Below are 21,653 nucleotides of genomic sequence, written 5' to 3' on the forward strand. Positions count from 1 at the left end.
AACTTCGAAGAAGTTCGCAGACGTCCGTAATCACTTAAGGGAAGTCTCAAAAAATACTTTGTTTTCAATAGAATAAAGAGGTAAATCATGACAAAAGCAGACACTATTTTTAAAGAAAATATCACTAAAATCATGGAAGAAGGCGTTTGGTCGGAGCAAGCACGTCCTAAATACAAGGATGGCACCACAGCTAATTCCAAATACATCACAGGAGCTTTTGCAGAATATGACTTGAGCAAGGGAGAGTTTCCAATTACCACTCTTCGTCCTATCGCTATCAAATCTGCCATCAAAGAAGTGTTTTGGATTTATCAAGACCAGACAAACAGCCTAGATGTCCTTGAAGACAAATACAATGTTCACTATTGGAATGACTGGGAAGTTGAAGGCGTGCCTGCCAATAATGGAGACAAGCGTTCAATCGGTCAGCGTTATGGAGCGGTTGTTAAGAAGCACGATATCATTAACCGTTTGCTGGCACAGTTGGAGGTTAATCCGTGGAACCGTCGCAATGTCATTTCCCTTTGGGATTACGAGGCCTTCGAGGCGACAGCAGGACTTCAGCCTTGTGCCTTCCAAACTATGTTTGACGTTCGCCGTGTGGGCGAGGGCATTTATTTGGACGCCACTTTGACGCAACGTTCTAACGATATGTTGGTGGCTCATCATATTAATGCCATGCAGTATGTGGCTCTTCAGATGATGATTGCCAAGCACTTTGGTTGGAAAGTTGGTAAATTCTTTTATTTCATCAACAATCTCCATATCTATGACAATCAATTTGAGCAAGCTGAAGAACTTCTCAAACGTCAGCCATCTGATTGCCAACCACGTTTGGTCCTCAATGTTCCTGATGGGACTAATTTCTTCGATATCAAACCAGAAGATTTCGAATTGGTTGACTATGATCCTGTTAAACCTCAACTCAAATTTGACTTAGCAATTTAATAAATGCTTATGAATTAAGCCCATAAAGAGCTGGCAAAGTTTTTCCAAGCTCTTTTTCTCTTTTTTTGTTAGAATGGATTGTAAACTTAAAAAGAAAAGGAAATACTGTGTCTAAACAACTCATTGCTATTTGGGCGGAAGCTCATAACCATGTTATTGGGAAGAATCACACCATGCCTTGGCATTTGCCTGCTGAACTGGCACATTTCAAGAAAACGACCATGGGCTCAGCAATTCTCATGGGGCGTGTGACCTTTGATGGCATGAACCGTCGTTGTCTACCAGGACGTGAAACCTTGATTTTGACACGAGACAAGGACTTCGACTGTGAGGGTGTAACGACTGTTACGAGTGTTGAGGAAGCCCTAGCTTGGTTTGAACAGCAAGATAAGGATCTCTATATTGCTGGTGGTGCTGGTGTCTACAAGGCTTTTGATGGGCATTATGATGCATTCATCAAGACAACTATTGAGGCTGATTTAGAGGGAGATACGTATTTTCCACAACTAGATATGACGGCATTTAAAGTGGTATCACACGAACGTGTGGCCAAGGATGATAAAAATGCCTACGACTTTAGCATAAGTCGCTATGAAAAAGAAGGAGACTAGGTTCATGCAACGTAGTGTTTTTGGGTTATTTACTGCATTATTGGGAGTACTTTGTGTACTCTCTGCCATTCCTGCCTTTCGCAAGAAACGTTATGGGTTAGCAGTTTTTCTCTTTTTAAATGCTTTTACCAACCTTGTCAATACTATTCACGCCTTCTATGGCACCCTATTTTAGAAAAGAGTGAGGAATAAATGGCTGGAAATCGTAATGAAGAAATGGTTTATTGTTCATTTTGTGGCAAAAACCAAGAAGAAGTAAAGAAAATTATCGCTGGGAATGGCGTCTTTATCTGTAACGAATGTGTGGCCTTGTCACAAGAAATCATTCGTGAGGAAATGGCAGAAGAAGTTTTGGCTGACTTGGCTGAAACTCCAAAGCCAAAAGAACTTTTGGATATTTTGAACAACTATGTCGTGGGGCAAGACCGTGCTAAACGTGCCTTGGCGGTAGCTGTTTACAACCACTATAAACGTATCAACTTCACAGAAAGTCGTGAAGACAATGATGTTGATTTGCAAAAATCAAATATTCTCATGATTGGACCGACTGGTTCAGGGAAGACTTTCTTGGCTCAGACCTTGGCTCGTAGCTTGAATGTTCCTTTCGCGATTGCGGATGCGACATCATTGACTGAGGCAGGTTATGTGGGTGAGGACGTGGAAAATATCCTCCTCAAACTGATCCAAGCGGCAGACTTCAATATTGAACGTGCGGAACGTGGCATCATCTATGTCGACGAGATTGATAAGATTGCTAAAAAAGGTGAAAACGTATCAATCACTCGTGACGTTTCTGGTGAAGGGGTTCAACAAGCCCTCTTGAAGATTATTGAAGGAACAGTAGCCAGCGTTCCACCTCAAGGTGGTCGTAAACACCCTAACCAAGAGATGATTCAAATTGATACGAAGAATATTCTCTTTATCGTGGGTGGTGCTTTTGATGGTATCGAAGATATCGTTAAGCAACGTCTTGGTGAGAAAATCATTGGTTTTGGTCAAAATAATAAGGCGATTGATGATGACTCATCATACATGCAGGAAATTGTGGCTGAAGATATCCAAAAATTCGGTCTTATCCCTGAGTTTATCGGACGTTTGCCAGTCCTTGCGGCCCTTGAACAGTTAACGGTTGACGACTTGGTTCGTATCTTGACAGAGCCTAGAAATGCCTTGGTTAAACAGTACCAAACCCTTTTGTCTTATGATGGGGTTGAACTTGAGTTTGACCAAGATGCTCTTGAAGCTATTGCAAGTAAGGCGATTGAACGTAAGACTGGTGCGCGTGGGCTTCGCTCTATCATTGAAGAAGTCATGATGGATGTCATGTTTGAAATTCCTAGCCAGGAAGATGTGACTAAGGTTCGTATTACCAAAGAAGCCGTTGACGGTACAGCTGCTCCAGTTTTGGAAACAGCGTAAGGAGGACCTATGGCTGAAGAACAAGTCCTAAATACGCACAATGCTGAGATTTTGCTCAGTGCAGCAAATAAGAGTCACTATCCCCAAGATGACCTCCCTGAGGTTGCCTTAGCAGGACGCTCGAATGTTGGTAAATCAAGCTTTATCAATACACTTCTTGGTCGTAAAAACCTCGCACGTACTTCTGGGAAACCAGGAAAAACTCAGTTGCTTAATTTCTACAATATTGACGACAAGCTACGCTTTGTGGATGTGCCGGGTTACGGATATGCCCGTGTGTCCAAAAAAGAACGTGCCAAATGGGGGAAAATGATTGAGGAGTATCTCGTGACTCGAGACAATCTTCGTGTGGTTGTTAGCTTGGTTGACCTCCGACATGAACCAACTCAAGACGATATTCAAATGTATGAATTTCTTAAGTATTATGAAATTCCAGTTATCGTTGTGGCGACTAAGGCTGACAAGATTCCTCGCGGAAAATGGAACAAGCACGAATCTATCATTAAGAAAAAACTCAATTTTGATAAAAATGACCATTTCATCGTCTTTTCATCTGTCACACGTGACGGTTATGATGAAGCATGGGATACGATTTTGGCAGAATTGTAAGAAGAGCTCGGAGAAATCCGAGTTTTTGTCTTTAGTGTAAATGATCTATCACTACCTTCGTTTTAAGAAATGGTAAGGAGGCCTTGCATGGCAATATTTAAAGACTATTTAGAGAATAAATCTCCCCTCATTCTTCATGGGGCTCTGGGAACAGAGATGGAGAGCTTGGGTTATGATATTTCTGGGAAACTCTGGTCAGCCAAGTACCTGCTTGACAAGCCAGAAGTTATTCAAAAAATCCATGAAACCTATGTAGCTGCTGGGTCTGATTTGATTACCACATCGTCTTATCAGGCAACCTTACCAGGCTTGATAGACGCTGGACTTACTGAGAAAGAAGCGGAGCAGATTATTGCCTTGACAGTTCAGTTGGCAAAGAATGCACGCGATAAGGTCTGGGCAACTTTGGATGACAGTGAGAAAGCTAAGCGTCCTTATCCATTGATTTCTGGTGATGTCGGTCCTTACGCAGCCTATTTGGCCAATGGTTCTGAGTACACTGGTGATTATGGTCGGATAACTATCAAGGAACTTAAGGAGTTTCATCGCCCTCGCATTCAAATTCTCCTAAATCAGGGTGTCGATTTGTTGGCTTTGGAAACCATTCCTAATCGTCTGGAAGCACAAGCTTTGATTGAACTTCTGGCTGAAGAATTTCCAGAAGCAGAAGCTTATATCAGTTTTACAGTCCAAGAACCAGGCACTATCAGTGATGGGACTTCTCTAGATGAGATTGCCCAGCTTGTTTCCCAGTCAGACCAAATCTTGGCTCTAGGAATCAACTGTAGTTCGCCTCTGCTCTATAATCAGGCTCTTGCTATTCTTAAAAATACTGGAAAAGCCCTCATTACTTACCCCAACTCAGGTGAGGTTTATGATGGTAGTACGCAGACTTGGAAACCTAAGGATAAGGATGCTCTGACCTTAGTGGAACACAGCAAGGATTGGCATGATCAGTTTGGGGTTAAGATTTTAGGTGGTTGCTGCCGCACACGTCCAAATGACATTAAAGCCTTATATGCAGAGTTTAGAACCTAGTCAAATTTCTAATTATTTGTTATAATAGGAGACTGTAAGGCTATGAGCTCTACACACTATTAGTAGAAAATGAAGCCAGCGTTAAGCTGGTTTTTAAAATGAAGAGGAAAATATGACCTACGAACAAGAATTTCTAAAAGACTTCGAAGCCTGGGTTGTTACCCAAGTTAAAGTAAACGAAACGGCCTTGGCCGCTAGCAAGAAAATCTGGGAAGAAGATGGCGATGAGCGTGCACGTGATGCAAGTTACCGTTATGAAGCCAAATTGGATGCTTACAATTTCCTAATTGGCAAGTTTGCCAACTATCGTGCTGGCAAAGGTTTCCATGATATGCCAGATGGCTTGTTCGGGGAACGTCACTATTAATAGAGGATGAAAAAGAAAATGGCGACAGTACTTTATGGAAAGGTGTCGTCGATTAAAATAGGAGAATACTAAACATGGCTAAAGTAAAAAATAAAAAGAAAGCTTTTAAACACCGTTTGAAAAAACAAGGACTTTTCAATAATGTTAAAGCCCCTGTCCCACCAGTTGCGCCTGTTCCACCAGTCCCACCAGTAGCACCACAACCTGTTGCTGAAACTAAGACAGTTGCTAAGGAAGAAGTAGCAGCTAAAGACCTTAGTCTTGAAGCTTTTGCAGAACTTCCAGAAGTTGAAGGCCTTCGTTCAAACCTTGTAGAGACTCTTTACAATGAAGGTTTGACTTCAGCAGAGGCTTTTGCTACTGTGACTGAAGAAGAAGTTCTTGCCCTCAAGGGTGTCGGACCTGCGACAGTTAAAAAATTGAAAGAAAATGGAGTTAGCTTTAAAGCTTAAGCCTAAAAAAGATCCGAGGTGTAGACTTCGGATCTTTATTCTTTGACTTGGAAAGCATTGTTTGATAAGGAGAACAAGAAAACCACTAGCTTTTTGCTAGTGGTTGATAGATCTGTATTATTTATTTGGATTTTGTTTGGTTAAATTAAGTCCAAAAGGTACCAAGTTTTCTTGATGCCTACGGATTCGCCCCATATTTTCAGTGTGGCGGAAGATAATAATCAAAGCCATGATGGTAAGGACCCCAGTGAAAATAAGGTCATAGCCATCTAGCAAGAAGTGGATGGCTGGAAACACAGCCAAGGTAATCAGTCCAACAATTGCAGCAGTGACACTAGAAAATGAGATCATGCTGGTTAGATAGAGTGTTAGGGCAAAGACCAAGAGTAGGAAGACACAGTAGAGTGGGGCGAAACCAAGAAGCACCCCGGCACTTGTCGCAACGGCCTTCCCACCTTTAAATCCAGCAAAGATTGGAAAAACATGTCCGATAATGGCAAAGAAACCAATGACTAGAGGTGAAACCTCTGTAACACCAAGCCAGATAGGAAGAAGAACAGCCAAGGTACCCTTGAACATATCCACCAAGAAGGTGATGGTACCAGCAGTCTTACCTAGAACACGAAAGGTATTGGTTGTTCCAGTATTTCCAGAGCCATGCTCACGAAGATTGATATGGAAGAATAGTTTCCCAATCCAGAGGCCGGTCTGAATGGAACCTAGCAAGTAGGCGATTAGGATTAACAATAAGATTTTCATGAGATAATTATAGCATACAGCCTAGTAATTGACAAAGTCAGTCAGCCTTAAGATATCTTTTGGACTTTCTTGATTTCTTTTGCAAATTCTTCTGAAAACTTATAAAATAATAAGGATGAAAATTTTGGAGGTCACTCTTGGCTAAAAAAGAAATTAATGTAAATAATTATAATGATGATGCCATTCAGGTACTAGAAGGGTTGGATGCGGTTCGCAAGCGCCCTGGAATGTACATTGGCTCAACAGATGGAACAGGACTTCACCACCTCGTTTGGGAGATTGTCGACAATGCGGTCGATGAAGCTCTTTCTGGTTTTGGTGATGTTATCGCTGTTACCCTAAATAAGGATGGTTCCGTTTCTGTTTCTGACTCTGGACGTGGGATGCCGACAGGTATGCATGCCATGGGTAAACCAACAGTTGAAGTTATTTTCACTGTTCTCCACGCTGGTGGTAAATTTGGACAGGGTGGTTATAAGACTTCTGGAGGTCTTCACGGTGTGGGTTCCTCAGTTGTTAATGCGCTGTCTAGTTGGCTTGAGGTAGAAATTACCCGTGACGGTAGTGTTTATCGCCAACGTTTTGAAAATGGTGGTCACCCTGTAACAGGGCTTGAAAAGATTGGTAAAGCGCCTAAGTCTAAGACAGGTACAAAAGTTACCTTTATGCCTGATGCGAGCATCTTTTCAACAACTGACTTTAAATTTAACACTATCTCAGAGCGTCTCAAAGAATCAGCCTTTCTTCTTAAGAATGTCACTATGACATTGACTGACTTGCGTGGCGAAGAAGAAGTTCGTGAAGAATTCCACTATGAAAATGGGGTTCAAGACTTTGTGTCTTACTTGAATGAGGACAAGGAAACGCTGACACCAGTCATCTATATTGATGGAGATCAACAAGAATTTCACTTGGAATTAGCCCTTCAGTATAATGACGGTTACTCTGACAATATCCTTTCCTTTGTCAATAATGTCCGTACTAAGGACGGAGGCACCCACGAAACAGGCTTCAAGTCTGCCATTACCAAGGCTCTTAACGATTATGCGCGTAAGACGGGACTTCTCAAAGAAAAGGATAAGAACCTTGAAGGGTCAGATTACCGTGAGGGATTATCAGCAGTTATCTCGCTTTTGGTTCCTGAAGAACACCTTCAGTTTGAAGGACAAACCAAGGACAAACTGGGATCTCCTTTAGCTCGTCCGATTGTTGATAGTATTGTTTCAGAGCATTTGACTTACTTCCTTATGGAAAATGGGGACTTAGCTTCTAACTTGGTGCGTAAGGCTATCAAGGCTCGTGATGCCCGTGAAGCTGCCCGAAAAGCGCGTGATGCCAGTCGAAACGGGAAGAAAAATAAAAAAGACAAGGGTCTTTTGTCAGGAAAATTGACGCCAGCCCAGTCTAAAAATGCTAAGAAAAATGAACTTTATCTAGTCGAAGGGGATTCTGCCGGTGGATCAGCCAAACAAGGCCGTGATCGTAAATTCCAGGCTATCCTGCCTCTTCGAGGTAAGGTCCTAAACACTGAGAAAGCTAAAATGGCTGACATTCTCAAAAATGAAGAGATCAATACCATGATTTACACCATTGGTGCAGGTGTTGGAGCTGATTTTAACCTTGACGATATTAACTACGACAAGATTATCATCATGACCGATGCCGATACCGATGGGGCTCACATCCAGACCCTCTTGCTCACTTTCTTCTATCGTTATATGCGTCCGTTGGTTGAAGCGGGACACGTTTATATCGCTTTGCCTCCTCTTTACAAGATGTCTAAAGGGAAAGGCAAGAAGGAAGTTGTCGAATATGCTTGGACGGATGGGGAACTTGAGGAACTTCGTCAAAAATTTGGTCGTGGAGCTATTCTCCAACGTTACAAGGGGCTTGGTGAGATGAATGCTGACCAGCTTTGGGAAACAACCATGGATCCAGAGACAAGAACCCTTATCCGAGTGACGATTGACGACCTAGCGCGTGCCGAACGTCGTGTCTCTGTTCTTATGGGAGATAAGGCAGCACCACGCCGTCAATGGATTGAAGATAACGTTAAATTTACCTTGGAAGAAAGTGGCGCATTTTAGGTTGCAGGCCAGAAGGGAATGTAATAAGATAGAACTAGGGAGAGCGTTTACAATCAATAGAAACTTGGGATTATAAAGAAACAAGTTGATTATTTTCTACATCGTTTATTAACTATTTGCAGTGTCATTGACTAGAAATCAATGGAGGTAGAAAAATGGATTTTAATGTTATCGATTACCTAGCTTACCATGCAGATGTAGCTATTCCGGCTATTATTCTTATGGTTATTGTTTCTGCTATATACTTATTTTTTTATGGTATACGTCCTATAAAAACACGCTTTTTGATCCTCTTTCTCTTATCTATAGTCTCCCTCATAATCTTCGTGCTGGATAACCCCCTCTATTATTATTTGGGTAGTCCATACTCAGGCTTATTATTTGTTTTTTACTACCTGATGGTCTTTTCAGTGTTTTATGTACCATTCTCACTAATAGCTTTTATAAAGAGTCTTCTACATTTAACACGCTTTCAAACCAATTATTCAATCTTATTAGCGATTAATAGTTTTTTCGCCACATTACTGGCTTTCCTCAACCTACTTTTCTTACAAGGGGCTTTGGAATTTCTCCCAAATTCATCCATGTACCTTATTTTTATCCTCCTAGCGGCAAGTGGTATTGCTCAAACTATAATAGGGAGAAAGGAAAACGAAAAAAATAAAGATTATATGGTTGAGTCAGGAAAAGACAATGTGAGGTAGACCTATGTTATCTAAGGTATTAAGTTTTTTACTTCACTATTCTCAAGTAGTCTTTCCTGTTTGTGGGGGAGCAATAGCTTATTTAAGCGTTTATAAAAAGAGACCAATAAAAACACGCTTTTTAACCCTGCCTATACTAGTTGTGATAACCTTCCTTCTATCTTTGATAGATAATCCCTTCTCAGATAGAACCTATTCGGGTTTGTTATTTGCTTTCTATAATGTGTATGTTTTTACTCCTTTAAGTGTTGCGTGTAGTATCACATCACTTTTCAAAAGTATCTATCATTATAGATTGTTTCGTATACCGCTAGCTACTGTTCTCGTAATCAACGCCTCTTTAATGACTTGTTTATCACTCTTAAACTTTATCTTATTCTTTGGGGAACTTTCTACTTCATTGACACTATCTTGTGTATTTTTCATTTTAATTGTGATAAGTACAGTCGTTCAATTTGTGGTTGGTGAAATAGAAATTAGGAAGGTGAAAACCATTCTTCTACAGTTGCAAAGTCAAGGAAAGACATTATGAAGCGTGGCAGTTAGGTAGGAAAGTTACTATTTGTCTTTCACATTATTTCAAATCATTACTTAAACTAAAAAATAAAGAGAAATCTTATGTCTAATATTCAAAACATGTCCCTTGAGGACATCATGGGGGAGCGTTTTGGACGCTACTCCAAATACATTATTCAGGAGCGTGCGCTTCCTGACATTCGTGACGGTTTGAAACCCGTTCAACGTCGTATTCTTTATTCCATGAATAAGGATGGCAATACCCATGACAAGGGCTATCGTAAATCTGCCAAGTCGGTGGGTAACATTATGGGTAATTTTCACCCACATGGCGATAGTTCCATTTATGACGCCATGGTGCGTATGTCCCAGGACTGGAAGAATCGTGAAATCTTAGTTGAAATGCACGGTAACAACGGTTCTATGGATGGTGATCCACCAGCGGCTATGCGTTATACAGAGGCGCGCTTGTCAGAGATTGCTGGCTACCTTCTTCAAGATATTGATAAAAACACCGTTCCTTGGGCTTGGAACTTTGATGATACAGAGAAGGAACCAACCGTATTACCTGCCGCCTTTCCAAACCTCTTGGTTAATGGGGCTACAGGGATTTCTGCTGGTTATGCCACAGATATTCCACCGCATAATCTGTCAGAGGTCATCGATGCCGTTGTCTACATGATTGATCACCCATCTGCTAAACTGGATAAATTGATGGAATTCTTGCCTGGTCCAGATTTCCCAACAGGGGCTATCATTCAGGGCAAGGATGAGATTCGTAAGGCCTACGAAACTGGTAAGGGCCGCGTCGTTGTGCGCTCACGTACTGAAATTGAACAACTCAAAGGTGGCAAGGAACAAATCATCGTTACTGAAATTCCTTACGATGTCAATAAGGCAGTTCTTGTTAAAAAAATCGATGATGTTCGAGTCAATAACAAGGTTCCAGGCATTGCAGAAGTTCGTGATGAGTCTGACCGTACTGGGTTGCGTATTGCTATTGAACTTAAGAAGGATGCTGACAGCCAAACTATTCTTAACTATCTTTTGAAATATACGGATCTTCAGGTCAACTACAATTTCAACATGGTGGCTATTGATAATTTCACCCCACGTCAAGTAGGCTTGCAAAAGATTTTATCTAGCTATATTGCCCACCGTCGTGATATTATTGTTGCTCGTTCAAAATTTGACAAGGAAAAAGCTGAAAAACGTCTTCATATTGTCGAAGGTTTGATCCGTGTTATTTCTATTTTGGATGAGGTTATCGCTCTTATCCGAGCTTCTGAAAATAAGGCTGATGCTAAGGAAAATCTTAAGGTCAGCTATGATTTTTCAGAAGAACAAGCCGAAGCTATTGTGACCTTGCAACTTTATCGTTTGACCAATACGGATATCGTCACCCTCCAAAATGAGGAAGCTGATTTACGTGAGCAGATTGCGACCTTGGCTGCTATCATTGGTGATGAGCGTACCATGTTTAATGTCATGAAACGTGAACTCCGTGACATTAAGAAGAAATTCGGTAATGACCGTCGTTCAGAGTTGCAAGCAGAAACCAAGACCATTGAAATTGATACTGCAAGTTTGATTGTTGAAGAAGAAACCTATGTCAGCATCACTCGTGGTGGTTATGTCAAACGTACAAGCCCACGTTCTTTCAATGCTTCAACGATTGACGAAGTCGGAAAACGTGATGATGATGATTTGATTTTGGTTCAGCAAGCTAAGACGACACAACACCTCTTGATTTTCACTAATCAGGCCAATGTGATTTATCGTCCAATCCATGAGTTACCAGACATTCGTTGGAAGGATTTGGGAGAGCATTTATCACAAACTATCACCAATTTATCTAAGGATGAAGAAGTGCTTTACGCAGAAATCCTGGATGATTTTGAAACAGGTACTTACCTAGCAGCTACCAAGCTGGGTCAGATTAAACGTTTCGAACGCAAGGAATTTACGCCATGGCGTACCTACAAGTCTAAGTCGGTTAAATACGCTAAACTCAAGGATGATAGTGATTTTATTGTTACGGTTACGCCAATTCAATTGGATGATATCATGATTATCACTCAAAAGGGTTATGCCCTTCGCTTTAACGCGGACGAAGTGCCAGTAGTTGGTGCCAAGGCAGCAGGTGTTAAGACAATCAATCTTAAGGATGATGATACCGTTCAGGCTGTTTTTGTAGCAAATACTCAAAGTTTCTACCTTCTGACACAAAGAGCTAGTCTCAAACGTGTAGCTACAGCAGATATTCCACAGGCTAAGCGAGCTGGTCGAGGTCTCCAAGTTCTTCGTGAGCTTAAGACGAAACCACACCGTGTCTTCACTGCGGGTCCAGTCTTTACGGAAAATGCTGGTGGCGAGATAGATCTTCTAGCAACACCAGTGGAAGAGACTCCTCAGACCTTGCTTGTAACAGCTACAACAGGTGAAACGGCAGAGGTTGACTTGTCCCTTCTAAATCTTTCAGACCGTACTAGCAACGGTAGCTTCATTGAAGGATTAGCAGACAAAGAAGTCTTTTCTGCCAAGATTATTGAAAGATAAAGATAAGAAAGCTTTGTTCTCTTATTAGAGGGCAGAGTTTTTTTCTTTGATGGGCAAAATAAGTGTTTTAAAAAGAATTGTCAGAATTTTGCAACATAACCTTGAAATTTTCAATGAAAAGGACTATACTAGAAAGCACATAGTAACAGAAAAGAGGATATACACATGACAGTTGATTTAGACTGGGAAAATCTAGGATTTAATTACAGTAAACTTCCATTCCGTTATATCTCATATTACAAAGACGGTAAATGGGATGAGGGGCAATTGACTGAGGATGCGACTTTGCATATTTCAGAAGCATCTCCAGCCCTTCACTATGGTCAAGAAGCTTTTGAAGGCCTCAAGGCTTACCGTACTAAAGATGGCTCTATTCAATTGTTCCGTCCAGATGAAAATGCTAAACGTTTGCAACGTACTGCGGATCGTCTTTTGATGCCACAAGTTCCCGTTGACAAATTTGTAGATGCATGTAAACAAGTTGTACGTGCAAATGAAGAATATGTTCCACCATATGGTACAGGTGCAACACTTTATCTCCGTCCATTGTTGATTGGGGTTGGTGATATCATTGGTGTGCATCCAGCAGATGAGTATATCTTTACCATTTTTGCTATGCCAGTAGGTAACTACTTCAAAGGTGGTTTGGCTCCAACAAACTTCCTTATCCAAGATGATTATGACCGTGCTGCTCCACATGGTACAGGTGCTGCTAAGGTGGGTGGTAACTACGCAGCAAGTATGTTGCCAGGTAAGATTGCACATGATCGTAACTTCTCAGATGTGATCTACCTTGATCCAGCAACTCACACTAAGATTGAAGAAGTGGGTTCTGCAAACTTCTTTGGTATCACAGCCGATAACGAATTCGTTACACCACTCAGCCCATCTATCTTGCCATCTATCACTAAGTTCTCATTGCTTTACTTGGCTGAAAATCGCTTTGGCATGAAAGCTATCCAAGGTGATGTTAAGATTTCTGAATTGGATAAATTTGTCGAAGCAGGTGCCTGTGGTACAGCTGCCGTTATCTCACCAATTGGTGGGGTACAACATGGTGATGACTTCCATGTCTTCTACTCAGAAACAGAAGTAGGTCCTGTAACACGTAAACTTTATGATGAGTTGACAGGTATCCAATTTGGTGATGTTGAAGCACCAGAAGGATGGATTGTCAAAGTTGACTAATTCCTAATAGATAAACGATTATTTTAAGGCTTGCTCTTGCAAGCTTTTTTCTTTTTCGGTAGAATTAAGAAGATACATTAAGAAAGGATGGCTCGAGCCAAGGATCGGGTATAAATCTATGAGTAAAAAAGATAAAAAAATTGAAATCCAAATTAATGATGCTAAAGTAGTCGTCAACAAAGCAACCATCGAAGGTTTTGAACTTCTTGTTGGCAAGAAAGTGATTGGACAAATTGTGGAAATTGATGGTAAGTTTGCCGTTGTTGACAAGGAAAATGTTGCAGGTTTCCACAAAAAAATGGATGATGCAGTAGCTGCCATTATTGAATCGTACAATCTTAATCATTAAAATCCAAAGTAAAGGCTTGCTTTGGTCAAGAAACTGTGATATACTATTTCTTGTTCTTAAGGAGAGATAGCGAAGAGGCTAAACGCGGCGGACTGTAAATCCGCTCCTTCGGGTTCGGGGGTTCGAATCCCTCTCTCTCCATGTCTAAGAAACTGAATCGGGATAGTCGATATCAAGTACTTAGATGTTTTTTTATAGCATTTTGCTATTGGGGTATAGCCAAGCGGTAAGGCAAGGGACTTTGACTCCCTCATGCGTTGGTTCGAATCCAGCTACCCCAGTAAAAGGTATCGGGTGCATTGGCACCGTCTATGTTAACCATTGTCTTTGCGGGTACCTTTAAAAATATATTGTTATCAAGGGTCAGAATTGGCTGGCTCTTGTTGGAGGATCTTTTTAGAATGAACGAATTTGAAGAATTGCTAAACAGTGTTAGCGAAGTTAACACAGGTGACGTTGTAACAGCTGAAGTTATCTCAGTAGATAATGATCAAGCAAATGTTGTTATCGAAGGAACTGGTATCGAAGGTGTTTTGACACGTCGTGAATTGACAAACGACCGTGACGCAAACGTTGCAGACCTTGTTAAAGTTGGTGAAACACTTGAAGTGCTTGTTCTTCGTCAAGTTGTTGGTAAAGATACTGATACTGTAACTTACCTTGTATCTAAAAAACGCTTGGAAGCTCGCAAAGCTTGGGATAAACTTGTTGGTCGTGAAGAAGAAGTTGTTACTGTTAAAGGAACACGCGCTGTTAAAGGCGGACTTTCTGTTGAATTTGAAGGTCTTCGTGGATTTATTCCAGCTTCAATGATCGATACTCGTTTTGTTCGTAACACTGAACAATTTGTAGGTCAAGAATTTGACGCTAAAATTAAAGAAGTTGATCCAGCTGAAAACCGTTTCATCCTTTCACGTCGTGAAGTTGTTGAAGCAGAAGCTGCAGAAGCTCGTAAAGAAGTCTTCTCTAAACTTGAAGTTGGTTCAATCGTAACTGGTAAAGTTGCTCGTTTGACAAGCTTCGGTGCTTTCATCGACCTTGGTGGTGTTGACGGACTTGTTCACGTGACTGAATTGTCTCACGAACGTAACGTTTCACCTAAATCAGTTGTATCTGTAGGTGATGAAGTTGAAGTTAAAGTTCTTGCTATCGACGAAGAAGCAGGACGTGTATCACTTTCACTTAAAGCAACAACACCTGGACCATGGGATGGCGTTGAACAAAAACTTGCTGCTGGTGATGTTATCGAAGGTAAAGTTAAACGCTTGACTGACTTCGGTGCTTTCGTTGAAGTATTGCCAGGTATCGATGGACTTGTTCACATCTCACAAATTTCACACAAACGTGTTGAAAATCCAAAAGATGTTCTTTCAGTAGGTCAAGACGTTACTGTTAAAGTTCTTGAAGTAAACGCTGATGCAGAACGTGTATCACTTTCTATCAAAGCTCTTGAAGAACGTCCAGCTAACGCTGAAGGTGAAAACAACGAAAAACGTCAATCACGTCCACGTCGTCCAAAACGTCAAGAAAAACGTGATTACGAACTTCCAGAAACTCAATCTGGATTCTCAATGGCGGATCTTTTCGGAGATATCGAATTGTAAGATAAAAAAAGAGGCATGGAAACATGTCTTTTTTTCTATTTTAGAGTATGCTATAATAGTATACTGTTAGCACCCTTAGTGTAATGGATATCACGTAAGATTCCGGTTCTTGAGATAGGGGTTCGATTCCCTTAGGGTGCAAAAAGAAAAACGTTGAAAGATTAGTTCTCTCAACGTTTTTTAGTCGGTAAGTTTTAGTGAAAGTATTTCATAAAATCTTTTATCATTGAAAGGGAAAAGACAAGCATACAGAAAAAAGCTTTTAGCTTGTCCTAAAATCAAAGAAAACTAACGTATTAACCTCTCCATAGTTGATTTATTGGGGAGAGAGTTTGGCTAATCTTTTGCAATTTATTAAAAAATTTGCTATAATACTCAGTATCTCATATTGGGGTCGTTACGGATTCGACAGGCATTATGAGGCATATTCTGCGACTCGTGTGGCGACGTAAACGCTCAGTTAAATATAACTGCAAAAAATACTAATTCTTACGCTGTAGCAGCCTAAACACCTGCTCGCGTGACTTCTAGCAGATTGCTTATGTTTGTTTAGAGGTTTTATTGATTTATAAGCTACGTTTGACCATTGCCTAGCTGGTTGAAAAGAGATTTATAGGCTCGCAGATAGAAGGCTTGAGTTATGTGTCGTCTATCTGTTAAAAGAAAGACATAACCTATGGTTGTAGACGAATATGTTGGCAGGTGTTTGGACGTGGGTTCGACTCCCACCGGCTCCATAAATACTTGAGGCGTCAGCCTTTTATTTGTGTAAATAGGAATTTATTATGAAAAAACTTTTGTCTTTGACCGTTTTAGGTCTCTCACTTTTTACTCTAGCTGCTTGTGGAAAATCTTCGTCTAAAACTGAGTCGAAGGGATCTCTGGATAATGAGGCTTCAAAGATTTTAACTGTTAAGCATGGGAATGTTCGCCAGAACTTTGATAAAATCACCATGGCAAATGCTTCTCAAGAATTCTCAGGAGGCTCAAATCTTGATAGCTTGAAGGGCTGGTTTGGTGAACCCTCATCAACTGGTCAAGAGCAAGCAGGAGATGCTAAGCTTGATGTTTATAATTGGCAGTATGACAATGTTGTGGTTACAGTGAAACTCTTTAACAATAGTACTGTCGTTAAGTCAATTTCAAACTTTTCTTACGTCCGTGATCCCAAAATCACACTGAAGATGTATGAAAACCTCAAAAATGGAACTAGCTATGATGATGCTGTCAAAACGCTTGGCACACCGGATGTTTATTCAATCGCTGTCTCTTCAGATGCAACAATGACACAGGCTCTTTGGTCATCAAACCTTGTCGCTAAGAAGGGTGAAACAGGTAGCCTTACCCTTAACTTTAAAAATGGTGCCTTGGAAAACAAGTCACAAGCAAATTTGATTAACAAGTAATCACAGTAAAAAATGCCTTTCTAAATCAATGAAGGCATTTTTTTGTTATAATAAAAGGAGTGATTAAAATTGTGGAGATGTAATGACCAAAAAAAGACTATTTTTTATAGGGATAGCAGGTTTAATACTGGTGTTCTTATGGCCTCTTTTAAATAACTTCATCCCCTTAATCAAGGAATGGATCAACGCTAAGCATGATCAAGCCTTTTTAAGAGAAGTTTTTAAGCAGGCTAATTTCCAAAATGCACTTATCCTTATTAGTCTTATGATTCTGTCATCAGCTATTCCTGGAGTTTCAAGTTCTATTTTTTGTATTTTTGTTGGGCTACTCTATGGCCCTTTGCTTGCGATTCCGATGAATATTATTGGTAATACTTTTGGAAATTTGACTAGTTTTGAAATTCTGAGAAGACTTGAAAAGCCAGAGAAGTCCAAACGTATGGAGAAACTCCTAAACTATATTGAAAACTTTAAGCATCGTTTTATTGGGATTTCTTTAGCCTTCTCTATTCCTTTTATACCATCAGCTCTGGTCAATTATGCTTGTGTTCAGATGAATTTACCCACAAGGACGAGGATTTTGGCAACCCTTATTGGAGTGACGCCAGTCTCGATTGATTATGCAGTTAGTGGAGATTTGTTGCTTAATATCCGTCCGATTCGAATACCATTAGTGGCAGTACTTGCCATCTTGCTCTTTATCTCACTCGTCATTTACTTTATCCATTTTAGGAAGGAAAAAAATGAGCTTCATTCAAGTAACTAAAGAAGAATTTAACACACATGCGTTTGTCCATAGTCTTGGTTCATTGTAAAGAGAGATTAGAAATTAAGGAGGTAAGTTGATGAAACTTGCATTATTAGGGACAGGAATGATTGTGACAGAGGTCCTTCCTGTGTTAACGACTATTGAGGAAATTGAGCTGAAGGCTATAATGTCGACACCACGATCGCTCGATAAGGCAGAAGCCCTAGCTAAACAATATGGCTTATCTCAGGCGACTAGTGATTATGAGTTAATTTTGTCTAATCCAGAAGTTGATACGATTTATGTCGGAACGCCCAATCATACCCACTATGACTATGCTAAGAAAGCACTTTTGGCCGGAAAGCATGTTATCTGTGAGAAACCCTTCACCCTTCATTTAGAAGAGTTTGAAGAGCTAGCTAAGCTTGCTCAAGAAAAAAAGCTTCTCTTGATGGAGGCTATTACCAATCAATATCTGGCTAATTTTACAGCGATTAAGGAAGCCTTGTCTGATATTGGGGATATTAAGATTGTGAATATCAATTATTCCCAATATTCATCACGTTACGATGCCTTCAAACATGGGGAAATTGCTCCTGTCTTCAACTCTGAAATGGGTGGGGGAGCACTTAGAGATCTTAATATCTATAATATTCACCTTCTTGTTGGCCTTTTTGGTAAGCCTAATCGTGTGGAATATCTACCTAATGTGGAGCGAGGAGTGGATACGTCAGGAATTCTAGTTTTGGACTATGGTAACTTTAAGGCTGTTGCCATTGGAGCTAAAGACTGTAGTGCGGAGATTCGTTCAACTATTCAAGGGGATAAGGGAGCTATTACTATTTTTGGTGCAACCAACAGTCTTCCTGAAATTGGAGTCACTCTCAATGGTCAGAAAGAGAGAGTCGCCAATCTCAATAGTCCTCAACATCGTATGCATGATGAATTTGTGGCTTTTGAAAAGATGATGGCGACCAAGGATTTTGACAGTGTTGCCCAGCAGTTGGAACATAGTCGTCAGGTTATGGAAGTTCTAGATCAAGCTTCGAAAGCTTTGTGACATACTAAAAAACAAGCAGTGGTGTTAGCCATTGCTTGTTCTGTCTTATACAGTTGTTGGGAATGAAATCTCAATCAATTTGTCAGTGTGTACTGTTCTAAGTTTGTCCATCAAAACGATATCTTTGTCGATTTTTCGTTTGAGGAAGAATTCACGGATAACTTCTAATTCGTTGTCTTTAACAGCACGATGTTTATTTGAAATCAAGAGTTCATAATGCTTAGGTGCTTGTGTAAAGACAACATCAGTATTCCCAGCAGAGTAGGTCTCTACGAGAAAGGCATCCGTGTTGTCTAGTTGGTTTTGAACGAGTTCTTGGTGTGTACGGGTCGTATTAATGAGTTTCATAGTTTCCTCCTAAGATTTGCCAGTTGTTATGTTGTTTGCTTTCCATTGTTCGATTCCCCATTTATGGCTGCCACGTTTAAGTTTAGCAATGGCTTCATCAATTGGAAACCAGGCCAGGTTATTGAAATCTTCGAGAGGTTTGCCAATTTTTGAAAAATCTACAACTTCATAAATATAGGCTGGATTGTAATAGTAAGTGTCACGGTGGCTTGAATAGAAGTATTCATCAGCCTGGCCATAGTACTGGCCTAAAGTGGCTATAAACCCAAGTTCTTCAATTAACTCGCGTTCTAGTGCGCTATAGTGATCCTCGCCTGCTTCGATTTCCCCACCTGGGAGAAACCAAGCTCCGTTAGGAGCCTGGACTAAAATAATCTTTGTCTTTTCTTGGTTAGGAATCACAGCATAAACACCGTAACGTGTTTGATAATGAGCTCCCTCAACCTTGTCACCAAATGTTGGATTCATGAGTTGCTCCTTACGTTTATTTGCCTATATTATACTAAAATTTTGCTCATTTTCCTATTGATTTAGGCAGAATTAGGGATAAATTTGAAAATAGGAAATGAAAAGATAAATAAACCAAGTCGTAATGACTTGGTTTATTTGTTTAATCAGATTCTTTTGTTGCCTCAGCTTTTTGAGTAGCTTTATCGGCTTTTTTAGCAGACTTAATGGTAATGTGGCCTTTTGAAGTCATGACTGCCTTGAGATCTTTTTCGTTTGGATTTTCAAGGTAGAAGTCGGTAATAGCATCTTCAATGTGATCTTGGATGGTACGACGTAGTGGTCGAGCACCCATCTTAGGATCGTAACCAAGGTCAACCAATTTTTCCTTAACTTTCTCAGTTACACTGAGGTGGATACCGTTGTTAGCCAAGCGTTGGTTGACATTATCAAGCATGAGGTCCACGATAGTAAGAAGATTTTCTTTGCTAAGGGCAGAGAATTCGATAATACCGTCAAAGCGGTTCATGAATTCAGGACTGAAGAAATCTCCAAGTTGGTTAAGAACAGAATTGGTACGATTTTCACGAGTAGCTCCAAAGCCAACGCTAGCTTCAACTTTACCAGTACCAGCATTTGATGTCATGATGATGATGGTATCCTTGAAGCTTACAGTGCGCCCTTGACCATCAGTCAAGCGACCGTCGTCAAGTACTTGGAGGAACATGTGAAGAACGTCTGGGTGAGCTTTTTCAACCTCATCTAAAAGAATAAGTGAATAAGGATTACGTCGAACTTTTTCAGTCAACTGACCAGCTTCGTCGTAACCAACATATCCTGGAGGAGCACCAACCAATTTAGCAACAGCGTGTTTTTCCATGTATTCTGACATGTCGAAACGAATCATACTGTCAGCTGAACCAAAGAGTTCAATAGCCAATTGTTTAGAGAGCTCAGTTTTACCAACTCCTGTAGGACCTACGAAGAGGAAGCTACCAATTGGGCGGTTTGGAGCACCCAATCCAACACGATTACGGCGGATAGCTTTAGCAATCTTATCAACTGCAGCATCTTGTCCGATAACATGTGATTTAAGATCATCAGCAAGACTAAGAAGTTGTGATTGTTCTTTTTCTTTCAAATCACCGACAGGAATATTGGTTTTTTGTTCCACAATGGCTTCGATATGTTTTTCTGTGATGACAGGCATATCTTGGTCTTTGATGGTTTGTTTTTGCATTTCCTTGTATTTGGCAATTTGATCACGGAAATAGGCAGCTTTTTCAAAGTCTTCGTCACGAGTAGCTTGAGCCTTGAGGTTTTCAGCCTCAATCAAACGTTTGTCGATATCTTTAGGATCAACAAAGTTGAGGGTCAAGTTCATCTTAGAACCTGCTTCATCGAGAAGGTCGATGGCCTTGTCTGGCAAGAAACGGTCTTGAATGTAGCGGTTGGACAATTCTGCAGCTGCAGTAATCGCTTCGTCCGTATATTTGACGTGGTGGTAGTCTTGATATTTAGGCTGAATCCCACGCAAAATAGTGATGGTTTCCTCAACCGTTGGTTCGTCAACCTTAACTGGTTGCATACGACGCTCTAGGGCAGCATCTTTTTCGATGATGCGGTATTCGTTGAGTGTTGTTGCTCCGACCAGTTGAAGTTCTCCACGAGCAAGGGCAGGTTTTAGGATGTTTCCAGCATCCATATTGCCATCACCAGCATTACCAGCTCCCACAATTTCATGGATTTCATCAATAAATAGGATAACATCCTGACGTTGACGAATTTCTTCCATGAGTTTTTGCATGCGTTCTTCAAATTGGCCACGGATACCAGTCCCTTGAACCAGACTGACCACATCAAGACGGATGACTTGTTTGCCTTGGAGTTTTTGTGGCACGCTACCGTCTACAATTTTTTGAGCTAGGCCTTCAACGACAGCAGTCTTACCGACACCGGGTTCACCGATGAGGACGGGGTTGTTCTTGGTACGGCGGTTAAGGATTTCGATGACACGAATGATTTCCTCGTCACGACCAATGACAGGATCAATATCTCCACGACGAGCGATGTCAGTGATGTTAATGCCGAACTCTTCAAGAAGACCTTGTGGCTGTTGAGGAGCTTGTTGGCGTGGTCCTCCTGGACGGCCTGGCCCCTGTGTATTGCCACCGTTTCCTCGGTTACCTCCTTCTTGTGTTGGAGGTGTATTGGGAAGATCGCCGTTAGAAGAACGGAAGTTATTTAGGTCGCTGAAGAAATCGTCGAAGAAGTTGGAACCTCCTGTTTGATTGAATTGATTGAGGGGGTTCTCTGGATCGGATTTCATGATTTTATAACAATTTTGACAGAGGTCAACTTGTTGCTGATTACCATTTACATTGGTATACAAATGAATACTAGCTTCATTAAGGTTACAGTTTTGACAGAGCAT

General features: G+C 40.8%; 20 protein-coding genes, 3 tRNA genes, 1 other RNA gene and 1 pseudogene. 21 read left to right on the plus strand and 4 right to left on the minus strand.

Features of this window, described 5'->3' with window-relative positions; all coding sequences use genetic code 11:
• Positions 1 to 87: 87 nt before the first annotated feature.
• The 8 genes from H7T99_RS06800 (at position 88) to H7T99_RS06835 (ending at position 5,444) form a co-directional block, all read left to right on the plus strand.
• Positions 88 to 948 carry a thymidylate synthase gene (locus H7T99_RS06800; protein WP_037602096.1) on the plus strand — a complete coding sequence of 287 codons (861 nt, stop codon included), beginning with the start codon at positions 88 to 90 and terminating at the stop codon, positions 946 to 948.
• A 107-nt stretch (positions 949 to 1,055) separates the two neighbouring features.
• On the plus strand, positions 1,056 to 1,559 hold the full coding sequence (locus tag H7T99_RS06805; protein WP_013990945.1) for a dihydrofolate reductase: 504 nt from the start codon (positions 1,056 to 1,058) through the stop codon (positions 1,557 to 1,559).
• A 4-nt stretch (positions 1,560 to 1,563) separates the two neighbouring features.
• Positions 1,564 to 1,734 carry a hypothetical protein gene (locus tag H7T99_RS06810; protein ID WP_002886174.1) on the plus strand — a complete coding sequence of 57 codons (171 nt, stop codon included), beginning with the start codon at positions 1,564 to 1,566 and terminating at the stop codon, positions 1,732 to 1,734.
• Between the two features lie 17 nt (positions 1,735 to 1,751).
• On the plus strand, positions 1,752 to 2,978 hold the full coding sequence (gene clpX / locus H7T99_RS06815; protein ID WP_002890340.1) for an ATP-dependent Clp protease ATP-binding subunit ClpX: 1,227 nt from the start codon (positions 1,752 to 1,754) through the stop codon (positions 2,976 to 2,978).
• Positions 2,979 to 2,987: 9 nt separating this feature from the next.
• The gene (gene yihA, locus H7T99_RS06820; RefSeq protein WP_002885996.1) at positions 2,988 to 3,587 is read left to right on the plus strand and encodes a ribosome biogenesis GTP-binding protein YihA/YsxC; all 600 of its coding nucleotides are present in this window, start codon (positions 2,988 to 2,990) and stop codon (positions 3,585 to 3,587) included.
• A gap of 87 nt (positions 3,588 to 3,674) precedes the next feature.
• Entirely contained in the window at positions 3,675 to 4,625 is a 951-nt protein-coding gene (mmuM, locus tag H7T99_RS06825) for a homocysteine S-methyltransferase (RefSeq protein WP_070839780.1), read from the plus strand.
• 112 nt (positions 4,626 to 4,737) lie between these two features.
• Entirely contained in the window at positions 4,738 to 4,992 is a 255-nt protein-coding gene (locus tag H7T99_RS06830; RefSeq protein ID WP_002886199.1) for a DUF1912 family protein, read from the plus strand.
• 74 nt (positions 4,993 to 5,066) lie between these two features.
• The gene (locus tag H7T99_RS06835; RefSeq protein WP_002885939.1) at positions 5,067 to 5,444 is read left to right on the plus strand and encodes a helix-hairpin-helix domain-containing protein; all 378 of its coding nucleotides are present in this window, start codon (positions 5,067 to 5,069) and stop codon (positions 5,442 to 5,444) included.
• 117 nt (positions 5,445 to 5,561) lie between these two features.
• On the opposite strand, the gene plsY is transcribed toward H7T99_RS06835, so the two are convergent.
• The gene (plsY, locus tag H7T99_RS06840) at positions 5,562 to 6,203 is read right to left on the minus strand and encodes a glycerol-3-phosphate 1-O-acyltransferase PlsY (protein WP_002886068.1); all 642 of its coding nucleotides are present in this window, start codon (positions 6,201 to 6,203) and stop codon (positions 5,562 to 5,564) included.
• 137 nt (positions 6,204 to 6,340) lie between these two features.
• On the opposite strand from plsY, the gene parE reads away from it, so the two are divergent.
• From parE to H7T99_RS06905, 13 genes and pseudogenes are all read left to right on the plus strand, one after another.
• Positions 6,341 to 8,290 carry a DNA topoisomerase IV subunit B gene (gene parE / locus H7T99_RS06845; RefSeq protein WP_013990942.1) on the plus strand — a complete coding sequence of 650 codons (1,950 nt, stop codon included), beginning with the start codon at positions 6,341 to 6,343 and terminating at the stop codon, positions 8,288 to 8,290.
• Positions 8,291 to 8,445: 155 nt separating this feature from the next.
• Positions 8,446 to 8,994: a hypothetical protein gene (locus tag H7T99_RS06850; RefSeq protein WP_037602101.1), complete on the plus strand. Its 549-nt coding sequence runs from the start codon at positions 8,446 to 8,448 to the stop codon at positions 8,992 to 8,994.
• A 618-nt stretch (positions 8,995 to 9,612) separates the two neighbouring features.
• Positions 9,613 to 12,069, plus strand: a complete 2,457-nt coding sequence (parC, locus tag H7T99_RS06855) for a DNA topoisomerase IV subunit A (protein ID WP_021144501.1) — start codon at positions 9,613 to 9,615, stop codon at positions 12,067 to 12,069.
• Positions 12,070 to 12,225: 156 nt separating this feature from the next.
• Positions 12,226 to 13,257: pseudogene (locus tag H7T99_RS06860) on the plus strand (branched-chain amino acid aminotransferase); the annotation flags it as partial.
• Positions 13,258 to 13,375: 118 nt separating this feature from the next.
• The gene (locus H7T99_RS06865) at positions 13,376 to 13,606 is read left to right on the plus strand and encodes a DUF2969 domain-containing protein (RefSeq protein WP_002890369.1); all 231 of its coding nucleotides are present in this window, start codon (positions 13,376 to 13,378) and stop codon (positions 13,604 to 13,606) included.
• A gap of 60 nt (positions 13,607 to 13,666) precedes the next feature.
• Positions 13,667 to 13,747, plus strand: a tRNA-Tyr gene (locus tag H7T99_RS06870).
• Positions 13,748 to 13,815: 68 nt separating this feature from the next.
• Positions 13,816 to 13,887, plus strand: a tRNA-Gln gene (locus tag H7T99_RS06875).
• 120 nt (positions 13,888 to 14,007) lie between these two features.
• Positions 14,008 to 15,210, plus strand: coding sequence for a 30S ribosomal protein S1 (gene rpsA, locus H7T99_RS06880; protein WP_003094841.1), 1,203 nt, complete (start codon positions 14,008 to 14,010; stop codon positions 15,208 to 15,210).
• 69 nt (positions 15,211 to 15,279) lie between these two features.
• Positions 15,280 to 15,351 (plus strand) — tRNA-Arg (locus H7T99_RS06885).
• 249 nt (positions 15,352 to 15,600) lie between these two features.
• Positions 15,601 to 15,950, plus strand: a transfer-messenger RNA (tmRNA) gene (gene ssrA, locus H7T99_RS06890).
• A gap of 45 nt (positions 15,951 to 15,995) precedes the next feature.
• Complete coding sequence (locus H7T99_RS06895; RefSeq protein WP_037602103.1) at positions 15,996 to 16,616, plus strand: DUF3862 domain-containing protein; 621 nt, start codon at positions 15,996 to 15,998, stop codon at positions 16,614 to 16,616.
• Positions 16,617 to 16,698: 82 nt separating this feature from the next.
• On the plus strand, positions 16,699 to 17,382 hold the full coding sequence (locus tag H7T99_RS06900) for a TVP38/TMEM64 family protein (RefSeq protein ID WP_037602105.1): 684 nt from the start codon (positions 16,699 to 16,701) through the stop codon (positions 17,380 to 17,382).
• A gap of 79 nt (positions 17,383 to 17,461) precedes the next feature.
• Positions 17,462 to 18,424: a Gfo/Idh/MocA family protein gene (locus H7T99_RS06905; protein ID WP_037602108.1), complete on the plus strand. Its 963-nt coding sequence runs from the start codon at positions 17,462 to 17,464 to the stop codon at positions 18,422 to 18,424.
• A gap of 45 nt (positions 18,425 to 18,469) precedes the next feature.
• On the opposite strand, the gene H7T99_RS06910 is transcribed toward H7T99_RS06905, so the two are convergent.
• The 3 genes from H7T99_RS06910 to H7T99_RS06920 all read right to left on the minus strand — a co-directional run bounded on the left by H7T99_RS06910 (position 18,470) and on the right by H7T99_RS06920 (position 21,653).
• On the minus strand, positions 18,470 to 18,772 hold the full coding sequence (locus H7T99_RS06910; protein ID WP_002885967.1) for a DUF1827 family protein: 303 nt from the start codon (positions 18,770 to 18,772) through the stop codon (positions 18,470 to 18,472).
• Positions 18,773 to 18,781: 9 nt separating this feature from the next.
• Entirely contained in the window at positions 18,782 to 19,240 is a 459-nt protein-coding gene (locus H7T99_RS06915; protein WP_037602110.1) for an NUDIX hydrolase, read from the minus strand.
• 142 nt (positions 19,241 to 19,382) lie between these two features.
• On the minus strand, positions 19,383 to 21,653 hold the full coding sequence (locus H7T99_RS06920; protein ID WP_037602112.1) for an ATP-dependent Clp protease ATP-binding subunit: 2,271 nt from the start codon (positions 21,651 to 21,653) through the stop codon (positions 19,383 to 19,385).

The sequence above is a fragment of the Streptococcus sp. 17.1 genome (assembly GCF_016648655.1).
In the GTDB taxonomy this organism is placed as follows: Bacteria; Bacillota; Bacilli; order Lactobacillales; family Streptococcaceae; genus Streptococcus; species Streptococcus salivarius_E.

Excerpts from the sequence above, each read along its gene's own strand:
- H7T99_RS06865 (WP_002890369.1), top strand. The coding sequence starts at position 13,376 with ATGAGTAAAAAAGATAAAAAAATTGAAATCCAAATTAATGATGCTAAA.
- H7T99_RS06910 (WP_002885967.1), bottom strand. The coding sequence starts at position 18,772 with ATGAAACTCATTAATACGACCCGTACACACCAAGAACTCGTTCAAAAC.
- H7T99_RS06830 (WP_002886199.1), top strand. The coding sequence starts at position 4,738 with ATGACCTACGAACAAGAATTTCTAAAAGACTTCGAAGCCTGGGTTGTT.
- H7T99_RS06850 (WP_037602101.1), top strand. The coding sequence starts at position 8,446 with ATGGATTTTAATGTTATCGATTACCTAGCTTACCATGCAGATGTAGCT.
- H7T99_RS06800 (WP_037602096.1), top strand. The coding sequence starts at position 88 with ATGACAAAAGCAGACACTATTTTTAAAGAAAATATCACTAAAATCATG.
- rpsA (WP_003094841.1), top strand. The coding sequence starts at position 14,008 with ATGAACGAATTTGAAGAATTGCTAAACAGTGTTAGCGAAGTTAACACA.
- H7T99_RS06835 (WP_002885939.1), top strand. The coding sequence starts at position 5,067 with ATGGCTAAAGTAAAAAATAAAAAGAAAGCTTTTAAACACCGTTTGAAA.
- clpX (WP_002890340.1), top strand. The coding sequence starts at position 1,752 with ATGGCTGGAAATCGTAATGAAGAAATGGTTTATTGTTCATTTTGTGGC.
- H7T99_RS06920 (WP_037602112.1), bottom strand. The coding sequence starts at position 21,653 with ATGCTCTGTCAAAACTGTAACCTTAATGAAGCTAGTATTCATTTGTAT.
- yihA (WP_002885996.1), top strand. The coding sequence starts at position 2,988 with ATGGCTGAAGAACAAGTCCTAAATACGCACAATGCTGAGATTTTGCTC.
- H7T99_RS06900 (WP_037602105.1), top strand. The coding sequence starts at position 16,699 with ATGACCAAAAAAAGACTATTTTTTATAGGGATAGCAGGTTTAATACTG.
- H7T99_RS06895 (WP_037602103.1), top strand. The coding sequence starts at position 15,996 with ATGAAAAAACTTTTGTCTTTGACCGTTTTAGGTCTCTCACTTTTTACT.
- H7T99_RS06905 (WP_037602108.1), top strand. The coding sequence starts at position 17,462 with ATGAAACTTGCATTATTAGGGACAGGAATGATTGTGACAGAGGTCCTT.
- plsY (WP_002886068.1), bottom strand. The coding sequence starts at position 6,203 with ATGAAAATCTTATTGTTAATCCTAATCGCCTACTTGCTAGGTTCCATT.
- mmuM (WP_070839780.1), top strand. The coding sequence starts at position 3,675 with ATGGCAATATTTAAAGACTATTTAGAGAATAAATCTCCCCTCATTCTT.
- parC (WP_021144501.1), top strand. The coding sequence starts at position 9,613 with ATGTCTAATATTCAAAACATGTCCCTTGAGGACATCATGGGGGAGCGT.
- H7T99_RS06810 (WP_002886174.1), top strand. The coding sequence starts at position 1,564 with ATGCAACGTAGTGTTTTTGGGTTATTTACTGCATTATTGGGAGTACTT.
- H7T99_RS06915 (WP_037602110.1), bottom strand. The coding sequence starts at position 19,240 with ATGAATCCAACATTTGGTGACAAGGTTGAGGGAGCTCATTATCAAACA.